The sequence below is a fragment of the Staphylococcus carnosus genome (assembly GCF_900458435.1).
In the GTDB taxonomy this organism is placed as follows: Bacteria; Bacillota; Bacilli; order Staphylococcales; family Staphylococcaceae; genus Staphylococcus; species Staphylococcus carnosus.
The window spans coordinates 1,113,201-1,133,428 of the sequence record NZ_UHCT01000001.1; the positions used below are offsets into that span (position 1 = coordinate 1,113,201).

18 protein-coding genes are annotated in these 20,228 nt (G+C 32.3%); 17 read left to right on the plus strand and 1 reads right to left on the minus strand.

Features of this window, described 5'->3' with window-relative positions; translation table 11 throughout:
- Positions 1-7 precede the first annotated feature (7 nt).
- The 8 genes from DYE31_RS05335 (at position 8) to fumC (ending at position 8,035) form a co-directional block, all read left to right on the plus strand.
- Positions 8-1,054, plus strand: coding sequence for a PTS transporter subunit IIC (locus tag DYE31_RS05335; protein ID WP_015900678.1), 1,047 nt, complete (start codon positions 8-10; stop codon positions 1,052-1,054).
- 145 nt (positions 1,055-1,199) lie between these two features.
- A complete protein-coding gene (locus DYE31_RS05340) occupies positions 1,200-2,675 on the plus strand; it encodes an ABC transporter substrate-binding protein/permease (protein ID WP_015900677.1) in 1,476 nt (491 codons plus the stop codon).
- Positions 2,668-3,393 (plus strand): amino acid ABC transporter ATP-binding protein, encoded by a 726-nt coding sequence (locus DYE31_RS05345; protein ID WP_015900676.1) that lies wholly within the window; start codon positions 2,668-2,670, stop codon positions 3,391-3,393. Before DYE31_RS05340 ends, DYE31_RS05345 begins: the two co-directional genes overlap by 8 nt.
- Before the next feature lie 70 nt (positions 3,394-3,463).
- A complete protein-coding gene (gene queG, locus DYE31_RS05350; RefSeq protein ID WP_041612987.1) occupies positions 3,464-4,588 on the plus strand; it encodes a tRNA epoxyqueuosine(34) reductase QueG in 1,125 nt (374 codons plus the stop codon).
- A gap of 6 nt (positions 4,589-4,594) precedes the next feature.
- On the plus strand, positions 4,595-5,065 hold the full coding sequence (gene trmL / locus DYE31_RS05355; RefSeq protein WP_015900674.1) for a tRNA (uridine(34)/cytosine(34)/5-carboxymethylaminomethyluridine(34)-2'-O)-methyltransferase TrmL: 471 nt from the start codon (positions 4,595-4,597) through the stop codon (positions 5,063-5,065).
- A gap of 246 nt (positions 5,066-5,311) precedes the next feature.
- The gene (locus tag DYE31_RS05360; protein WP_015900673.1) at positions 5,312-5,911 is read left to right on the plus strand and encodes a 6-phosphogluconolactonase; all 600 of its coding nucleotides are present in this window, start codon (positions 5,312-5,314) and stop codon (positions 5,909-5,911) included.
- Positions 5,912-6,056: 145 nt separating this feature from the next.
- A complete protein-coding gene (locus DYE31_RS05365; protein ID WP_015900672.1) occupies positions 6,057-6,473 on the plus strand; it encodes a hypothetical protein in 417 nt (138 codons plus the stop codon).
- 173 nt (positions 6,474-6,646) lie between these two features.
- Entirely contained in the window at positions 6,647-8,035 is a 1,389-nt protein-coding gene (gene fumC, locus DYE31_RS05370) for a class II fumarate hydratase (RefSeq protein ID WP_015900671.1), read from the plus strand.
- A 49-nt stretch (positions 8,036-8,084) separates the two neighbouring features.
- Here the strand turns inward: fumC and DYE31_RS05375 are convergent, their stop codons facing one another.
- Positions 8,085-8,912: an RluA family pseudouridine synthase gene (locus DYE31_RS05375; RefSeq protein ID WP_015900670.1), complete on the minus strand. Its 828-nt coding sequence runs from the start codon at positions 8,910-8,912 to the stop codon at positions 8,085-8,087.
- A 137-nt stretch (positions 8,913-9,049) separates the two neighbouring features.
- Between DYE31_RS05375 and DYE31_RS05380 the strand changes: the two genes are divergently transcribed.
- The 9 genes from DYE31_RS05380 (at position 9,050) to yhaM (ending at position 20,190) form a co-directional block, all read left to right on the plus strand.
- Entirely contained in the window at positions 9,050-10,174 is a 1,125-nt protein-coding gene (locus tag DYE31_RS05380; protein ID WP_015900669.1) for a GAF domain-containing sensor histidine kinase, read from the plus strand.
- A gap of 5 nt (positions 10,175-10,179) precedes the next feature.
- Complete coding sequence (locus DYE31_RS05385) at positions 10,180-10,809, plus strand: response regulator (protein WP_015900668.1); 630 nt, start codon at positions 10,180-10,182, stop codon at positions 10,807-10,809.
- Between the two features lie 148 nt (positions 10,810-10,957).
- Positions 10,958-12,238 (plus strand): dicarboxylate/amino acid:cation symporter, encoded by a 1,281-nt coding sequence (locus tag DYE31_RS05390; RefSeq protein ID WP_015900667.1) that lies wholly within the window; start codon positions 10,958-10,960, stop codon positions 12,236-12,238.
- Positions 12,239-12,638: 400 nt separating this feature from the next.
- Positions 12,639-13,103 carry an XRE family transcriptional regulator XdrA gene (xdrA, locus tag DYE31_RS05395; protein ID WP_015900666.1) on the plus strand — a complete coding sequence of 155 codons (465 nt, stop codon included), beginning with the start codon at positions 12,639-12,641 and terminating at the stop codon, positions 13,101-13,103.
- A gap of 192 nt (positions 13,104-13,295) precedes the next feature.
- Positions 13,296-14,426 (plus strand): DUF445 domain-containing protein, encoded by a 1,131-nt coding sequence (locus DYE31_RS05400; protein ID WP_015900665.1) that lies wholly within the window; start codon positions 13,296-13,298, stop codon positions 14,424-14,426.
- A gap of 157 nt (positions 14,427-14,583) precedes the next feature.
- Entirely contained in the window at positions 14,584-14,928 is a 345-nt protein-coding gene (locus DYE31_RS05405; RefSeq protein WP_015900664.1) for a YlbF/YmcA family competence regulator, read from the plus strand.
- A gap of 200 nt (positions 14,929-15,128) precedes the next feature.
- Positions 15,129-16,316, plus strand: a complete 1,188-nt coding sequence (locus DYE31_RS05410; protein ID WP_015900663.1) for a metallophosphoesterase family protein — start codon at positions 15,129-15,131, stop codon at positions 16,314-16,316.
- A complete protein-coding gene (locus DYE31_RS05415) occupies positions 16,316-19,249 on the plus strand; it encodes an AAA family ATPase (RefSeq protein ID WP_015900662.1) in 2,934 nt (977 codons plus the stop codon). The genes DYE31_RS05410 and DYE31_RS05415 overlap by 1 nt, the downstream gene beginning before the upstream one ends.
- Positions 19,249-20,190, plus strand: a complete 942-nt coding sequence (gene yhaM / locus DYE31_RS05420) for a 3'-5' exoribonuclease YhaM (RefSeq protein ID WP_015900661.1) — start codon at positions 19,249-19,251, stop codon at positions 20,188-20,190. The genes DYE31_RS05415 and yhaM overlap by 1 nt, the downstream gene beginning before the upstream one ends.
- The last annotated feature ends 38 nt before the right edge of the window (positions 20,191-20,228 follow it).

A 20,228-nucleotide genomic window follows, 5' to 3' on the forward strand; every position in this document is an offset into this window, starting at 1 on the left:
ATTACTCATGGCTAAATCAAAAGTATTTTTCAGTAATATTTTGAATGCTGTAGGTGCAGGAGTAGTCATTGCTTTATTGCCTAATGCATTGCTAGGTGAGCTTTTAAAATTTTTTAAAGATGGAAATCAATACTTAGAAGTTATTTATCAAATTGTTATCGTTATACAATCATTTATGGCATTTATTATCGGAGTTTTAGCAGCTCATCAGTTCAAATTTAATGGTGCTGGAGCTACTATGATCGGAACTTCAGCAATGATCGGGTCGGGTGCTGTTGTAATTAGCAAGCAAGGAATTGCCTTAAAGGGTATCGGCGACATTATTAATATTATTGTTGTAGTCATTATTGCGTGTTTATTATTCTTGATATTATCAGGTAGACTAGGTTCTCTTGAAATGATTTTACTTCCTGTGATTATACCCGTTGTTTCAGGTTTTATAGGTTTGATAACTTTACCTTATATTTCACATATAACGAAAGCAATTGGAAGTTTAATTAATTCATTTACGGAATTGAATCCTTTATTAATGAGTATTTTGATTTCTATAACATATTCACTATTAATGGTTACACCGATTTCATTAGTGGCAATTGCTACAGCTATCGGTTTAACCGGCTTAGGAAGTGGGGCAGCGAATTTAGGTATCGTGGCTTCTTGTATTACTTTCTTATGGGGTTCACTGCGTGTTAATAAATTAGGAGTTAATCTTATCCTCATCATCGGTGCAGCGAAAATGATGATTCCAGTTTATTTCAAACATTTAATTATTGCTATACCTTTGATATTAAATGGACTGATTACTGGAATTATTGCATACGTATTAAAAGTACAGGGAACACCTATGTCAGCAGGTTTTGGTTATACAGGCTTAGTAGGTCCTATTAATGCATTTTCTCGTATGCAAGGAGATCCAACTACGAATATCATTTTATTGGCTTTTGGCTACTTTATAATACCGTTTGTATTAGGTTTCTTAGTTCATCAATTATGTAAAAAAGTTATTCCTGGCTATAATGATGATATTTATAAATTTGAATTGCCTAAAGATTAGTTACGAAGTTGCCCATCTGTTTTTGCAGATGGGCTTTTTTATGTGAATATCTTAATACTACTAAATTTCAGAAAATTTAAAAATTATTATTGCATATTAATACGTTTATATGTATAATAATTCTGTAACCAGGAGGGGTGTAAATATGATAAGTAATAAATTATTTAAAACATTGGTAACCGTAACTTGTTTGCTTTTATCATTTGCTTTAGTTTTCGGAAGTTTAGGATCAAAAGTAAACGCAGCTGTACAAGATAAAACATGGGAGGAAATTAAAAAGAGAGGAGTATTGAAGGTAGGATTGTCAGCTGATTATGCACCATTAGAATTTGAAAGCCATAAAAATGGCAAACGTGAATATGTAGGAATAGATATAGATATTGCTAAAAAAATTGCAAAAGATAATGGATTAAAATTAGAAATTGTGAATATGAACTTTGATAGTTTGTTAGGTGCTTTAAAGACTGGGAAAATAGATATGATTATTTCAGGAATGACGCCCACACCAGAGCGTAAAAAAGAAGTAGACTTTTCTGATTCATATTTAAAATCTGGACAGACTATGGTCGTAAAAAAGACAAATATCGATAAGTACAAATCTTTAAAGGACTTTGCAAATAAACGTATAGGTGCTCAAAAGCAAACAACACAAGAAGAGCTTGCAAAAAATGAAATCGAAAATGCAGATATTCAATCAATGACACGTTTGCCAGAAGTAATTATGGCTTTAAAAAGCGGAAAAACAGATGGCGCCATTATTGAAGGACCTGTCGCTGAAGCGTATTTACAACAAAATCCTGAACTAGGATTTGCAAAAGTAAAATTTTCAGAGCCTGATAAAGACACTTGCATCGCTTTACCTAAAGAATCACCTATTTTTTTAGATAAATTAAATACTTCAATTAAAGATATCAAAGATAAAGGATTAATAACTAAATATAAAGAATCAGCAGCACAAGCCATGGAAGATGACGGTAGCTTCTTTACAAAATACAGTTCATTTTTTATAACAGGTATTAAAAATACAATTTTAATATCAATTATAGGCGTTGTATTAGGAGCAGTGTTTGGAGCAATCCTTGCATTGATGAAATTAAGTTCATTTAAACCGTTAAAATGGTTAGCAACTGTTTATATTGAATTTATTAGAGGTACACCATTGCTTGTTCAAGTATTTTTAGTATTCTTTGGTACAACTGCAGCATTAGGATTGGATATATCAGCAATGATATGCGGGATGATTGCCATGGTTATTAACTGTGCAGCCTATATTGCTGAGATTATTAGAGCAGGTATCAATGCGGTGGATAAGGGACAAACTGAAGCAGCCAGAAGTTTAGGGCTGGGTTATGGCCAAACGATGAAAACAATTATTTTACCTCAGGCAATCAAGAATATTTTGCCGGCATTAGGTAATGAATTTGTCACTGTTATTAAAGAGTCATCAATTGTATCTGTAATTGGTGTCAGTGAAATTATGTTTAATGCGCAAGTAGTTCAGGGTGCATCTTTTGATCCATTTACACCTTTATTAGTTGCAGCAATTTTATACTTCATTTTGACATTTGTCTTATCAAGAGTGATGTATTTCTTTGAAGGGAGAATGAAAGTCAGTGATTAATATAAAACAACTTAAAAAGAGTTTTGGAACAAATGACGTGTTGAAAAATATCAATTTAAATGTAGAAAATGGAGAAGTAGTCGCAATAATTGGACCATCAGGCGGAGGGAAAAGTACTTTACTAAGATGCATAAACTTATTAGAACAGCCTGATAGTGGGGAAATTATTTTTGAAGGAGATAATATTTTAAATAAAAATATAAGTTTGAATCATTTACGTCAAAAAATGGGAATGGTTTTTCAAAACTTTAATCTTTTCCCTCACAAAACTGTAAAAGAAAACATCATGTTAGCACCGCAATTATTAAAAAAGAATGATACTGCATCATTAAAATCAGAAGCAGAAGAATTACTGAAAAAAGTTGGCTTAGAAGATAAAGGTGACAGCTATCCTTCACAACTTTCTGGCGGTCAAAAACAAAGGGTAGCAATTGCACGTGCTTTAGCAATGCACCCGGATGTACTGTTATTTGATGAACCTACATCAGCGCTTGATCCTGAAGTAGTAGGTGATGTATTGCATGTTATGAAAAAATTGGCAAAAGAAGGTATGACAATGGTGGTTGTAACACATGAAATGAACTTCGCACGTGACGTAAGCGATAAAGTTATATTTATGGCGGACGGTGTTGTAGCAGAATATGGAACTCCAACAGAAATATTTGAAAACCCAAAAAATGAAAGAACAAAACAATTCTTACAACGTGTGCTTAATTAAATATTGATAAAGCTTTTCTTAGACTGTTGTGTTAAAATACAAAATGGACGATTTAAATGGAGGCACTATGTTGGATTATAAACAATTAAAAAAAGATATTATTGAATATGCCTATCAAATTGGAATTGACAGCATAGGATTTACAACAGCAGACCCATTTGATGAATTAAAGCAAAAATTAGTAGATTATCATGCCAAAGGTTATGCATCAGGATTTGAAGAATCTGATATTGATTTACGTGTAAATCCCAAGTTATCAATGCCCACAGTACGATCAATAATTGCAATTGCCGTAGGTTATCCCAATAAATTAAAAGGTGCTCCGCGCAGTGTCAGAGGAGATCGCAGAGGCATGTTTGCAAGAGCATCATGGGGACAAGACTATCACACTATTATGCGAAAACGATTGGATAAACTGGCTGAATATATAAAAACGCGAGTTCCTGATGTTGAAATGATGTCAATGGTTGATACAGGCGTTTTATCAGACAGAGCAGTTGCAGAAAGAGCAGGATTGGGTTATACAGGAAGAAATGGTTTTGTAATTAATCCTGACTTAGGTACGTGGACATATTTAGGAGAAATGCTAGTCAGCATTCCTTTTGAACCTGATGATCCGCTTTTAGACAGTTGCGGTGATTGTACAATTTGTGTGGATCGATGTCCGACAGGCGCACTAGTCGGAGATGGTCAATTAAATAGTCAAAAATGTATCAGTTTTTTAACACAGACAAAAGGTTATCTTCCAGATGAATATCGTTCTAAAATTGGTAATAGGCTTTATGGATGTGATACTTGCCAACAAGTATGCCCTAGAAACCGCGGTATCAATACAGAACACGATGATATTGTTTTAGAACCTGAGATTTTAAAGCCGAGACTCATACCTTTATTGCAAATGAGTAATAAAGAGTTTAAAAATACGTATGGCCATTTAGCAGGCGCTTGGAGAGGCAAAAAGCCGATTCAACGTAATGCAATTATTGCCTTAGCGCATTTTAAAGAAGAAACAGCTATACCAGAATTAAAAGAAGTAGCAATTAATGATCCCCGGCCTATGATACGTGGTACTGCATATTGGGCAATTGGACAAATTGCAGGGGAAACTGAGCGAGACTTTATTGAACAGCATTTAGCAGATGAGCTTGATGAAGTTCAAGAGGAAATGGTAAAAGGATTAGAAAAGAGGAATTAAGTTAAAATGACAAATCATGTCGTATTATTTCAACCAGAAATTCCTGCTAATACAGGAAATATAGCAAGAACTTGTGCAGGTACAAATACACATTTACATCTTATTAAACCTTTAGGATTCAGTACAGATGATAAAATGTTAAAACGTGCAGGTCTTGATTATTGGGAGCATGTTAATATTACTTATTATGAAAATATCGAACAGTTTTTTGACCAAACAGATGGACATTATTATTTAATCACTAAATTCGGTTCTACTACTTTTACGGATTTTGATTATTCAAATCCAGAAGAGGACCATTATTTTGTTTTTGGACGTGAAACAACAGGTTTGCCAGATTGGGTAAAAGAAAAATATCATGATACGGCTTTAAGAATTCCCATGAACGATCACATTCGTTCATTGAATTTATCAAATACAGCAGCCATTTTAGTTTATGAAGCTTTAAGACAGCAAAATTATCCAGGTATGCATTAAGAATTAACGCGATATTAGTGAAATTAAATAATGATATCGGTATAATTAAGATGAACATCGAAATTATTCTGAGGGTTTATATATAAATTCTGCAGGGTATTACAAATATCAATGGGTATACTTAAATATATGGGATATTATAATCCCATTTCAGTAAGAAGGAATTTCTATGATTCCTAATCTTTATATTGAAAGTATACATTGAAACAATATACTAACTGAGAACAATTAGAGGAGTGTACATTTATGGCAATGAACTTTAAAGTATTTCCATCAGCAGATACAACTGCACGCTATGCTGCAGATATAATTAGAAAACAATTCAATAATAATCCTACAACAATTATGGGTGTACATTTAGCAGATGATAATGCACCTGTACTTGAAGATTTAAAACAAAACGTTTTAAGACACCCAGTGGATTTTAGTCAAATTAACATTTTTGATTATGATGATAACAAGTCATATTATGAAACTCTAGGTGTTCCTGCAACTCAAATTTATGAATTATCTTATAATGATAATCCAGTTGAAAAGATTGAAGAAAATATCAAATCTAAAGAAAACAAAGCAAAATTCACAATGCAAGTTTTATCAATTAATAGCAAAGGTGAATTAGATGTGTCTGTTAAAACTGGACTTATGCCAGCGAGAGAAATTGTCCTTGTAATTACAGGTGCTGAAAAAGCAGAACTTGTTAAAAAATTATATGAAGAAAATGGCAACTCTAGTTATGTTCCTTCAGACTTAAAAGCACACCGTATGGTTAACGTTCTTTTAGATGAAGCTGCAGCAGAAGGTTTGCCTGAAGATGTACGCCAGTATTTTACTGAACGCTTTGCATAAAACATTATAATTATAAAGTGGTGATTTTCCGACAAAGTACTTGGTGTTTCTTAACCAATTACTTGTCGGATTTTTGTTTGTTTTTATTGCGTAATTCATATATATTTTAAGAAGTGATTATTTATAGAAAGGATAAATTAAAGTAATGCAGAATTTACATAAACATTGGAAACTATTAATGATATTGACAGTGATAGTTGGTTTTTTATCAATTAAGGGTTTTCCTATTGCATTAGGCGCACTCTATTTACCAGTTTTATTCCGTGTAGTTAAATTACAAATGAACTTATCTAAGGGTCTTATCAATGAAAGAGATCCTCAAATGTTTATAAAAAGTAATCAAAAAGGTGTAATTATCAGCGTTGTGTGCTGTATAGCAGTTACTTTTATCTTAATGAAAGGAATAAGTGATTTTTATGCTGGGTTAACTGGTATTTTAGGCACTCTCATAGCAATCAGTCCAGTAACATTAGTCATAAGCATCATATTATATATTCTTTCTGCTATTGCTGTTATACAAGCAGTTAAACTGCATTTTGGTAATAACAAAATAGTAGACTGAAAAACTGCTGAGTGAGAGACGTAAAAGTTTCTGCTCAGTTTTTTTGTTACATAATGCCATTTTCAGAGAATTTTGAACCATAAATGAAAGCGTTAACGTTATAGAGATTTTAATATAAATAATTTAATGCTATACTGAAATTAAATATCACTCATAAAGGGGAGAAAAGTCAAATGTCAGTAAGAATTGAACATGATACTTTTGGAGAAATCGAAGTACCCGGCGATAAATTTTGGGGTGCTCAAACAGAACGAAGCAAACGTAATTTCCCAGTTGGAAAAGAACGTATGCCGATTGAAGTGGTTTATGGGTTTGCACAATTAAAACGTGCAGCGGCTTTGGCAAACTATGATTTAGGTAAATTAAGCGAAGCTAAAAAAGAGGCAATTGTATTTGCTTGCGACCGTGTTATCAAAGGGGAACTAGATGAACACTTCCCGCTAGTTGTATGGCAAACAGGAAGCGGTACACAAAGTAATATGAACGTAAACGAAGTGGTCAGCTATGTAGCAAATGACTATTTGAAAAAGCACGGTAGTGAAGAAACAGTTCACCCGAATGATGATGTGAATAAATCTCAAAGTTCAAATGATACTTTCCCAACTGCTATGCATATTGCTTTATACCATGAAATTGAATCAAATCTTGAACCAGCATTAAAACAACTTCGTGATACTTTCGAGAAAAAAGAAAAAGATTTCCACGATATTATTAAAATCGGTCGTACGCATTTACAAGATGCAACACCGATTCGTCTAGGTCAAGAAATCAGTGGTTGGCGTTATATGTTAGATAAATGTGATGAATTATTAAAAGAATCTAAAGCGCATTTATTAAACTTAGCAATTGGCGGTACTGCTGTAGGTACAGGTATCAATGCACATCCTGAATTTGGTGACCGTGTTGCTGAAAAAATTAGAGAAAATACAGGTTATCCTTTTGTATCGTCAGAAAATAAATTCCATGCATTAACTGCACATGATGAAGTCGTACAATTACATGGTTCATTAAAAGCATTAGCTGCTGACTTAATGAAAATTGCAAATGATGTACGTTGGTTAGCTTCTGGTCCTCGTGCTGGACTTGCTGAAATCAGTATTCCAGAAAACGAACCAGGTTCATCTATCATGCCAGGTAAAGTAAACCCTACACAGTGTGAAATGTTAACAATGGTGGCAGTTCAAGTAATGGGTAATGATACAGTTGTAGGTATTGCAGCATCTCAAGGTAACTTTGAGTTGAATGTATTCAAACCTGTTATTATGAATGATACATTACAATCAATTTATCTTTTAGCAGATGGTATGAGAACATTTGACGAAAATTGTGCTCAAGGCATCGAACCGATTGAAGAAAATATCGATCAATATTTAAATCGTTCATTAATGCTTGTTACAGCATTAAATCCACATATTGGTTATGAAAAAGCAGCTTCAATTGCAAAAAATGCACACAAAAAAGGTATTACTTTAAAACAATCTGCAATTGATTCAGGTTATTTAACTGAAGAACAATTTGACGAATGGATTAAACCAGAAAACATGGTTGAACCTAACGCTTAATCAACATTAATAGAAGCCGTGCTCTTTTGAGGAGAGCACGGCTTCTTTGTTATTTTTCATCATCTAATGAAACTGAAATTTTTTCTTTTGTCAGTGGGTGTGTAAATTCAATTTGGTGACTATGCAGTTGCAATTGTCTTAATTTAGAATCTCCATAGAGCGGATCACCTAAAACAGGGTGACCAATGGCTGCAAGGTGGACACGAATTTGATGTGTACGTCCTGTATCGAGTTTAATATCTAATTCGCACTCATTTTCTTTAATCATTCTAGAATCTAAAATATGTGTAATTGCATGTTGACCAGTTGGTGAAACACGACGACGATTTGAATGGAATTTATCTTTCCCAATCGGTTTATCAATTGTCTGTGGTTTTAATGGCAATTGACTTTTGACACGTGCTTTATAAATTCTAGAAATTTGGTTATCTTCTAACATACGATCTAATAACTTTTTCATTAATGGGTTTTTAGCTACGATTAAAAGTCCAACAGTTTCTTGGTCTAAACGGTGAATAGGTTCTGCATACTCGCTATCAAGTGTATAAATAACATGATTCATTAAAGTGTTGCTTTCTTTTAAATCATTAGGATGTGTTTTAACACCTTTAGGTTTTTTAATAATAGCAATGTCATTGTCCTCATAGAATATTTCGGCATAACGATAACTTGGCAGATAATTACTTTTTTCATCAGGAGTCGGAATAAATGCAGTATCACCTGTATGCACTTTATCCGTTAATTTTGCTTCGTCATTATTGATTTTGATTTCTTTTGACATATTTAGTTGATGTAATTCTTTTTTAGGTAATTTAACATCTTGAAAAATTTCTCGTAAAGAATAGTTATTATATTGTTCAGGTACTTTAAATTCCATATTTTCCTCCCTCAATCATTACTTCCTATCATAACACAATTTGACTTTTTAAAGAGCGATGAAACAATAGAATACTATCGTTCACAGTTTTTAGAATGTATAATGAAATAAAGTTGTTTTACGAGAGGGATGAGCAGATGGTTAAACCTACACGTCTAGCATTACTAAAGGAAATAGCTGAATATTTGAATGAAGAGACTGAAATCTATGCGATGATGCATGGTGCTTTAAAACGTTTAATCGAAGGCAGTTCTTTTTCTACAGGCTGGATTTTCTTTATCAATGCAGAGGGTATTCAAGAAATGGTTGCAGATTACCATCTTCCTCAATCGCTTATGAAGGAAGATTGCAAAAGTATGAATGAAGGGACATGCTGGTGCGTACAAGCTTATAATAGTCAGCGTTTGACGAAGGCATCTAATATTATTCATTGCTCGAGAATTAGTGCTGCAAATAAGAAATACCATAATGAATCAGAAGGTATCACGCATCATGCTACAGTGCCGCTGAAATCTGGTGATGAAAAATTTGGTTTGTTGAATGTTGCGTCACCATTTACAGAAAAATATTCAGAAGAGGATTTAGAACTGCTTGAATCTGTTGCTTTTCAAATTGGTTCAACAATTAAGCGTATTGAGTTGACAAATCAAGAAAAAGAAGCGGCAAGACTTAATGAACGAAACCGTTTGGCACGTGATTTACATGATTCTGTCAATCAGATGTTATTTTCACTAAAAATAACAGCACATGCTGCTTATGGAATGACGAATGAACCTATTGCTAAAAAAGCGCTTCAAACTATTGAAACGACCAGCCAACAAGCTGTTAATGAAATGCGTTCATTGATTTGGCAATTGAAACCAGTAGGTTTAGAACATGGTCTTGTAAGTGCGGTTAAACGGTATTGTGAACTGATAGGTGTGCAGCCGGAAATACAGGTTGAAGGCCTCATCAATTTATCTAGCAGTATTGAAGAACATGTTTATAGAATTGTGCAAGAAGCGGTAAACAATATAAAAAAACATGCGCAAACAGACCAAGTTAAAATTAAGTTGATTCAAAAGAATAATAACTTTACTGTGAAAATAAGTGACCAAGGAACAGGGTTTAATTCTGAATTTATAAGTGAAGAATCTCATGGTATACACAACATGAAACAAAGAATTAAACAAATTCATGGTCAACTCGATATACAATCTACAATAGGAAAAGGAACGCTTATAATTATGGAGATTCCTGTGATTAGAATAGATAAGGAGTAAGAACAATGGCAAATCGCGTAACATTAATAGATGATCATTATATCGTTAGACAAGGTTTAGAATTTTTAATTTCAACTATAGATAACCTGATTGTTGAAGGTTCCTATTCAAATGGAAAGCAATTTTTTGAAGATTTACATGCTCAAAAAATTCTGCCTGATATTGTACTTTTAGATCTTGTTATGCCTGAAATGAACGGCATAGAAGTAACTGAAAAATTAAAAAAAGAATTTCCATCTATTAAAATTTTAGTTTTGACAAGTTATGCAGATGATGAACATGTTATTTCAGCAATTAATAAAGGCGCAGACGGATATGAAATGAAAGATGTAGAGCCAGATGAACTCATTCAATCTATACATAAAGTGTTAGAAGGTAATAAAATAATCCATCCTGAAGTGCAAAAGGTTATAGAAGATGTGGCAAAGAAACCACATCATATAAACAAACTATCTAATAGAGAAACCGAAGTCTTAAAAGAAATGGCTAAAGGTAAAACGAATAAAGAAATTGCAGAAGCGTTATATGTTTCTGAAAAAACTGTAAAGACACATGTCAGTCATATTTTTTCGAAATTACAAGTTACAGATAGAACGCAAGCTGCAATTTATGCAATGGAAAATAAATTAATTTGATTTTTATTGATACGTGTTCAATATGCAACGATACAGCATTTGTGTACACGTATTTTATTTGTGAATAATTTTACAAATAAAATACCATTTTCTTTTTCTGAAAAATCTGATTATAATATACTTAAAGGATTTTAAGGGGGGATGGAAAATGAAAAGTAAACACTTAACGTTAAACATCGTGATTGCACTTATTTTAGGGATTGTTATTGGTTCTATATGTGATATTTTTTCGCAATCTGGTACAGTTAAATTCATTGACCAATATTTCTTTAATACTGTAGGTCAAATATTCTTAAACTTAATCTTTATGCTAGTAGTACCAGTAGTTTTTGTTTCCATTGTTTTAGGAGTCGTCGGAGTGGGAGATCCAAAATTATTAGGAGGAATAGGATTAAAGACACTTATTTTCTTCTTATGTACGACAGCAATAGCTATCACAATTGCTATACTTTTAGCCTTGGCAGTAAAACCAGGTGCTGGACATTCTGATTTAATGAAAAGTGCGGATGTATCCTCTTATCAAAAAACTTTGGATAAGCAGAATGAAGGGGCAGAAGCACCTGCTAAACAAACTTTTGATCAAACATTAATTAATTTATTCCCGAAAAACCCGATTGAAGCAATGACACAAGGAAATATGCTTCAAGTTATTACTTTTTCAATATTTATAGGAATAGGGATTATGGTAATGGGTGAAAAAGCGCTCATTGTTAAACAATTTTTCGAACAATTTAATGATGTACTAATGTATATCATTTCAATGATCATGACTGTTTTTGCTCCAATTGGGACATTCTGTTTAGTTGCACATGCCTTTACTGGAGCTGGATTAGGTGCCATTAAGCAATTAGGATTATATTTCATTGTAGTACTTGTAGCACTAATCCTGCATTTCTTTCTTATTTATGGTGGGACAATTAAATTCTTGGCTAAAGATAGCCCGATTAAATTCTTTAAAGGATTTATTCCTGCAATTACAATTGGGTTCGGCGGTTCTAGTTCAAATGCTGCATTACCAGTTTCAATGGAATGCACGAAAAAAATGGGAGTACGACCGGAGATTGCTTCATTTGTACAACCATTAGGTGCAACAATAAATATGGATGGTACAGCAATAATGCAAGGGGTTGCAACAATATTTATTGCTCAAATATCAGGTGCTCAATTATCAATTGTACAAATTTTGACAGTTATTGTGATAGCAGTTGTAGCAAGTATTGGTACAGCAGGTGTACCAGGAGTCGGACTTATCATGCTTGCTATGGTTTTAACTGCAGTAGATTTAAATCCAGCTGCGATTGGTATTATAATTGGTATTGACAGACTGTTAGATATGACGAGAACAGCAGTTAATATAACGGGGGATGCTGCTTGTGCATTCATGATTTCTAAACAAGAGGACAGAAAGCTTGCTAAAAAAGCAAATTAACATTTAAGACTAAGATGCAGTTATAAACTGTACCTTAGTATTTTTTGTTGGTTAAATTTAATGAGGTTTAAAACTCCTTTTTTAAGGTAAAATTAAATTAAAATAAAAAAATGACTTGAAAAAATGTCGATATTCGCCATAATAGAGAATGAAGTACTTACCCCTTTACATATCAATAAAATAGAGAGATTAACAGCATATGTAATTTAAATGGGAAACATAAAAGATATGTTTGATAATTCAGGCAATTTCGGCTTTAATGAAATACGTTAAAAAATACGTATTCACTCTTTTAATTTTGTTGATTTTGTATTAAGATGTAATTTGTGTTTCAAGAAATGTGTATAATTGCAATTTCTTGTGTCCGGTGAAATTTCACAATAGAAAGGTAGATAATATAATGGATAGACAAAGTTTTACAGATTTAATTCAAACAAAGTTCAAGATGGTTAGAATAGAAGCAGGTTATACACAAGATACAATGGCTCAAACTATCGGCTTATCAAAGAAAACACTTGTTCAAATTGAAAAAGAGCGTGTGTTGCCGAACTGGACAACTTGTGTGTCGATTTGTGCATTATTCAGAGATTCAGATGTTTTGAACAGCACATTCGGTTGTGATCCATTAGAAATAGTACAAACAATTTCAAGAAATCATTGTGCATATCCTAAACATCCAACTACTAGCGATATCTATTGGAATACATTAGATTCTCGCAACGGATATATCTTACAAAGCAATAAAGTAAGTGAAATCTACCGTGTCTTGAACCAAGATAAACAACCTATTTTCGGAACTTCTAAATTAAGAGAAGCAGAAACATACTTTGGAAGAATTTCTAAAGACGAATTAGTTCATGCTTAAGACTTGTTTTGAATAAGTTATAACAGAATCTCACAGTGAGATTAATATACTTAATCCATAGATAAGTAAGTAATAAAAAGATTGATGGCTACAGAAGGTCATCAATCTTTTTTTGCGATTTTAAAATTATGCTCGTAATCAAAAATGCGGTAAAATATATTGTACGAATGTTTTTTAAAAGGAGATACGAAAATGCATGCATTTTTAGTCATATTATTTATGATTGTAATAGGTGCGTTGATTGGCGGAATAACTAATATTATTGCAATTAAAATGTTGTTCCATCCACAGCGTGCTTATCATATTGGTAAATGGCGTATTCCATTTACACCAGGTTTAGTACCTAAAAGAAGAGAAGAAATTGCTTATAAAATTGGTAATGTCATAGAAGAACATCTCATTACTGAATCTTTAATTAAAGAAAAAATCAGCTCTCTAAGTGCACGTGAAGCTATTGAAAGTTTTATTACTCAACAAATCCAAAAGCTGAAAAAAGATAATGCGACATTGCAAAATTTTGCTGGTTATTTTGGAATCGATTTAGCTAAAACTGCCGAAGACAAATTAAGCAATCTAATAGATGAAAAATTAGCACAGTATTATCAAGATCATAATCAAGAGCCGCTAAAATCATTGATTCCTTCAGAACTAGAAGTGGAACTTGATGAAAAAATTGAAGCACTAACACCGTTATTATGTGATCGTGCAAGAATTTACTTATCATCGGCTAAAGGGGAACAAGATATCTATAATATGCTTGATACATTTTTTGCTGAAAAAGGTAAAATTATCGGCTTATTACAGATGTTTATGACAAAAGAAAATATTGCAGAACGTATTCAAATGGAATTGATTCGTTTAACTAACCACCCAAAAGCACGTGAAATAGTTGCACAGTTAATTAACAATGAGTATATGACGTTAAAAAATAAATCTTTAGGTGGAGTAGTTAGCCCAGAACAATTCAATAATATTAAAGAGAAATTCACGCCGCTAATATTATCTTATGCTGATATTTCTGCTAGAGTAAACCAACCAATAAAAGATTTGGCTCCAAGTATAGTAAAATATGCTGAACAACACGCCGCAACTTGGACAACAAACTTGATTGTAGAAAAAGCCGCAGAACATCTTTCTTCAATTATGAAACAAGTCAATTTAAGCGGAATTGTGGAAGAACAAATAAATTCGTTTGATTTAGACTATATTGAAAGATTAATCATTGAAATAGCGAATAAAGAATTGAAATTGATTATGCTTCTCGGTTTCTTATTAGGCGGAATCATTGGTTGCTTACAAGGAATTATTGCTTTATTTGTTTAAAGAGCTCAAATAGAGGAATGTAAACAGTAAGAGTCGTAATTAAAAAGTGTTTAATATTAAAATGCTTGCCTACAATGACTAAATGTTTCGACAGTTGTCGCGATTTATGTTATTGTAATGACGGCGTAGTTACACAAATGTTAAGGAGTGAGTTTAAATGGCAGTAAATTTACAAGAACATGCACACAAACTAGAAGATGCGTTAAGAAATAGCGAAGAATATAAAGCAATCAAAGATGCATACGACAAAGTTAAAGCGCATGAAGAATCTAAAAAATTATTCGATGAGTTCCGTGAAACTCAATTGAAATTCCAACAAATGCAAATGCAAGGCGAACAAATCGAAGAAGAAGATTTGAAAAAAGCCCAAGAACAAGCTCAAGCAATTGAAAAAGATGAAAATATTGCTGAATTAATGGCTGCAGAACAACAAATGAGCCAAGTATTCCAAGAAATCAACCAAATTATTGTTAAACCATTAGACGAAGTTTACGCTGACTAATTTAACAATCAGGTTGTAGTTAAAAACTGCTGAACAATTTGTTCAGCAGTTTTTTTATACTTTTTTAAGCCGTATGTTCTTTAGACTACTATGTTTAAAATATGGTAAAATAAAGTGATACTTTTATTCACAAACTATAATTTTTACATAAAAGTGCCGTATAAAAAAAGAAATTTATCTCAAAAGGGGATTTTCGACATATGGTGAAATTTATTCATTGTGCAGATTTGCATTTAGACAGTCCATTCAAATCACATTCGCATTTAAGCCCTAATATTTATGAAGATGTTAAGAAAAGTACATATGAAAGCTTTAAGTCAATTATCGACCATGCTTTGCGTGAAGAGGTCGATTTTATTGTGATTGCAGGTGATTTATTTGATAAAGAGAACCGTTCATTAAGAGCAGAAGTCTTTTTAAAAGAACAATTTGAAAGACTAGAAAAAGAACAAATATTTGTATATATCAGTCATGGTAATCATGATCCATTATCAGAACTGATTACGACTGAATGGCCAGCAAAAGTTTCAGTTTTTGATAAAAATGTTGAAACATACCAAACGATTACTAAGCATGGTGAAAAAATCCTACTACATGGATTCAGTTATCAAAACGATGAAAGTTATGAAAATAAGCTAGATGAATATCCATCTAGTCAAGGTGAAAAAGGCATGCACATCGGAGTATTGCACGGTACTTATAGTAAAACATCAGATAATCATAGATACACTGAGTTTCTGTTAGAAGATTTGAATACAAAATTATATCATTACTGGGCATTAGGACATATTCATGAACGTTCACAGCTGAATGATATGCCCCCAATTTTTTATCCAGGTAATATTCAAGGACGCCACTTTAATGAACAAGGAGAAAAAGGATTCTTACTTGTAGAAGGCGACGAATTAAAATTAGATATTACTTTTGTACCTACTCAATATATTCGTTTCGATGAAGTGAAGATAGAAACAAGTCAAATTTCAAAACAAGGTCTATATGAAGTACTTCAGAAATTTAAAGATAGTGTCAGAAATCAAGGGAAAGCTTTTTATCGCATTCATTTAGAAATTGATAGTGATGCTCCAGTACCTTCTCAAGATATTCTGCAAGTTGAAGAAATGATTCGTGAATATGAAGAAAATCAAACACAATTCATTTATGTTGAAGATTTGATTGTTACGTATAAAGATGATGAATCCAGACCAATTGCACAAGAATTTTCATCTGAATTAAAAGATGATAATAAGGTATTTGAACATGCAATGAACGATTTATATTTAAATCCAAAAGCTTCAAAATATCTTGATAACTATAATGAATTTGATAAGACTGAATTGATTAATCGAGCAGAATCTTTATTGAAGTCGGACTTAAGAGGTGATAAGTAGTGAGAATCAAGGCATTAGATATCTATGGATACGGAAAGTTTGTTGAACGCAAAATACAGTTCAACAATTCACTAACAGAGATTTTTGGTGAAAATGAAGCAGGGAAGTCTACGATTCAAGCTTTTATACATTCAATTTTATTTGGCTTTCCGACTAAACGTGAAAATGAGCCGCGCTTTGAACCTAGATTAGGAAATCAATACGGCGGTAAATTATATTTAACATTAGATGACGGTCAAGAAATCGAAGTAGAACGCGTTAAAGGTGCTGCACAAGGTGATGTAAAAGTTTACTTAGAAAATGGTGGTATTCGTGATGAAGAGTGGCTTCAAAAAAAGCTGAACTATATCGATAAATCCACTTATAAAGGTATTTATTCATTTGATGTATTAGGATTGCAAAATATCAATCGAAATATGGACGAAAATCAATTACAAGAATATTTATTACAAGCTGGAGCATTAGGTTCAACACAATTTACTACTATGCGTACTCAATTGGCTGAACGCAAAAATGAATTATATAAACGATCAGGTAAAAATCCTATCATTAATCAGCAAGTGGAACAGCTGAATGAATTAGAAAACCAAATTCGTGAACAAGAAAGCAATTTAGGTTCTTACCAACGGTTAATCGATGAGAAAGATAAAGCAGAACGACGTTTGAATCATTTACATCAAAATCTGCAACAACTTTCAAAAATGCATGAAGCTAAACAAAAAGAACTTGCATTACATGACCAAGCACAAGAATGGAAAGCATTAGAGCATGAATTAAATATTGAACCCCTCGATTTTCCAGAACAAGGTATTGAAAGATACGAATCTTCAAAGCAACAAAATAATCAGTTGAAAAAAGATGTTGGTTTACGTCAAGAAAAGTCGAATCAATTGAAGAATGAAAATGATCAGATTGATGTACCTAAAATGTCTGATATAGATGCACTGAATCAAATTGCTAAACAAGAAGATGAAATTAAACAATTAGAAAATGATTTAAAAAGTGTTTCTAAAGAAATTGAAGAAAAAGAACGTGAAATACAAAGCTTAAAATCTAATGTTGGCTGGAAAGAAATGCATGATAATGTTGATGTTTCAGAAAGCGTTAAGAGTTATGTGAGTCGACAAATTTCAGATAAAAATGAACAAACTTCCTATATCACACAACTTAAACGTACTTTAGAAGAACAAAAAATCGAACAAGCAAATGTACAAGAAGAACAAGAAGATGTGAAAAATGCTTTAGTTCCTGATGAAGTGTTCGAAAAGAAACAACAATATAATCAACAATCATTTGAACTAAAAGAGAAAAAGAACTTATATCAAAAAATGAAAGAGGCTTTTGATATTGAGCAGCAGGAAAGAGATCGTAAACAAAAGATGTTGCGGATTACTTTTGTATTATTAGCAATCGTTGGTGCTGGTTTAGCAGTATTTTCTTTTGTAACTCAAGCATTAATATTTGCAATTATTTTTGGTATTGCGGCGATAGGATTTATAATAGGCGCTATTATGGTCAAATCTACTAAAGTAGGTCATAGTGAAGCATTTTCAACTGAAATTTCGCAATTAGAAAAGCAAAATGCTGATCTTGAAAGTAAATATGATTTAAACTTTGATTTAGATGAACAACATCGTTTACGAGAACAAAATCATAACATCAAAAAAGCTAATGAAGTGTTAGATAATAAAATAGCATTAACTCAAGAAAAATTGGATGAAGCTAAAATCAGTTATCAACAACTTGAAGATAACATTTCAGAAATTAAATCAGATTTACATGTTTCACCTAAAATGACTGATAGTTTAATCTTAGATGGTATTAAAACAATTGAACGCATTCAAGTATTAGCAAATCATTTAGAACAATTAAAAGGACAACAAAAAGAGTTGCAGTCTAAAATAAATGAATTTTATGAACATGCAAATCGTGTAACTAAAAATCAAATCACCGACTACAACCAATCTTCATTGTTCCATGATGTAAAACGTTGGTTGAAACAAGCAGAAGACAATCATGCTAAATGGACAAGAAACAATGAAAGTATTGATTTGCTTACTAAAGAATTAAGTCAACTAAATACCCATTTAAATGAAAATACTAACCTTATAGATAAATTATTTAAACATGTAAAAGTTGATAATGAAGAATCTTATTATCGTTATCACAATCGTTATCAAACTTATCAAAGTAACCATAGCCGTTATCATGATTTAAATAAATATTTAGAAAACCAGAATTTTATGTATGATGATGCTTCAAAATTAAGCGATAAAACTAAAGTACAGTTGGAAGATGAAAACACATTATTAGCTAAACAAGTGGATGACTATAACGACCAATTCTTGACATTGCAAAGTGAAGTCAGTGATTTGAATGCACAAATCAAACACATGGAAACAGACGATACATTAACTCAATTAAGACATCGCTATCATATGTTAAAAAATCAGTTTAATGAAAATGCAAAAGACTGGGCAAGTTTAAGTTATTTAGAAGCATTGGTGGATGCGCATATTCAACAAATTAAAGATAAGAGACTTCCTCAAGTTATTGATGAAGCTACTAATATATTCAGTCGTTTAACAAATGGACGTTATACACAAGTCACTTATGCAAATGATAATGTCATGGTTAAACATGAAAATGGTCAGATGTACCAACCTACTGAAATCAGTCAATCTACTAAAGAGCTTTTATATATTTCATTACGTTTAAGCTTAATTAAAATATTACGACCATATTATTCAATGCCAATTATTATTGATGATGCATTTGTACATTTTGATAAGCAACGAAAAGCTGCAATGATGGACTATTTAAAAGAAATGGCTCAAACTTATCAAGTGTTGTACTTTACATGTACAAAAGATAATTTTGTACCTACGAAACAAAAGGTTATATTAGAAAAAATTGAAGAAGGAGGCAAATAATGAGAAATATAGAAAAGCTTCAACCAGGCGACTCAGTAGATCATTTCTTTTTGATTCACCGAGCAACACAAGGTGTCACTGCACAAGGAAAAGATTATATGACTTTATTCTTACAAGATAAAAGCGGTGAAATAGAAGCTAAGGTCTGGACAGTTACAAAGCAAGATATGGAAGTACTAAAACCTGAAACAATCATTCGTGCGAAAGGTGATGTTATTAATTACCGAGGTCGTAAACAAATGAAAGTAAATCAGTTCAAACTTGCTGAAGCCGCAGATAATTTATCTGCAAAAGATTTTATAGATGGTGCACCGCTGACACCAGACGAGATCAAAGAACAAATTGATTATTTCTTATTAGATATTGAAAACAGTAAATTACAAAGAATCACAAGACACTTATTAAAAAAATATAATAACGAGTTCTTTGTCTATCCAGCAGCAAGTTCAATACACCATAATTTTGCGAGTGGTCTGAGTTATCACGTGCTGACAATGTTACAGATAGCTAAAAGTCTATGTGATATTTATCCTTTATTAAATAGAAGTTTATTATATAGTGGTATTATTCTGCACGATATCGGTAAAGTGAAAGAGTTAAGTGGTCCTGTAGCAACTTCATATACAGTAGAAGGTAATTTGTTAGGCCACATTTCTTTAGCAAGCGAGGAAGTTGCGCAAACTGCTGCTGAATTAGGAATTGATGGGGAAGAAGTGATGTTGTTACAACATATGATTCTTTCACATCATGGTAAATTAGAATATGGTTCGCCGAAATTACCGATGTTAAAAGAAGCAGAAATCTTATGTTATATTGATAACATTGATGCTAGAATGAACATGTTTAGTAAAGCCTTTAAAAAGACTGGAAAAGGGCAATTTACTGAAAAAATATTTGCACTTGAACACAGACAATTTTATAATCCTGAAAGTCTAGATTAATTTATTTTGGGGTTTAACAATGAAAAACCTGAATTCCT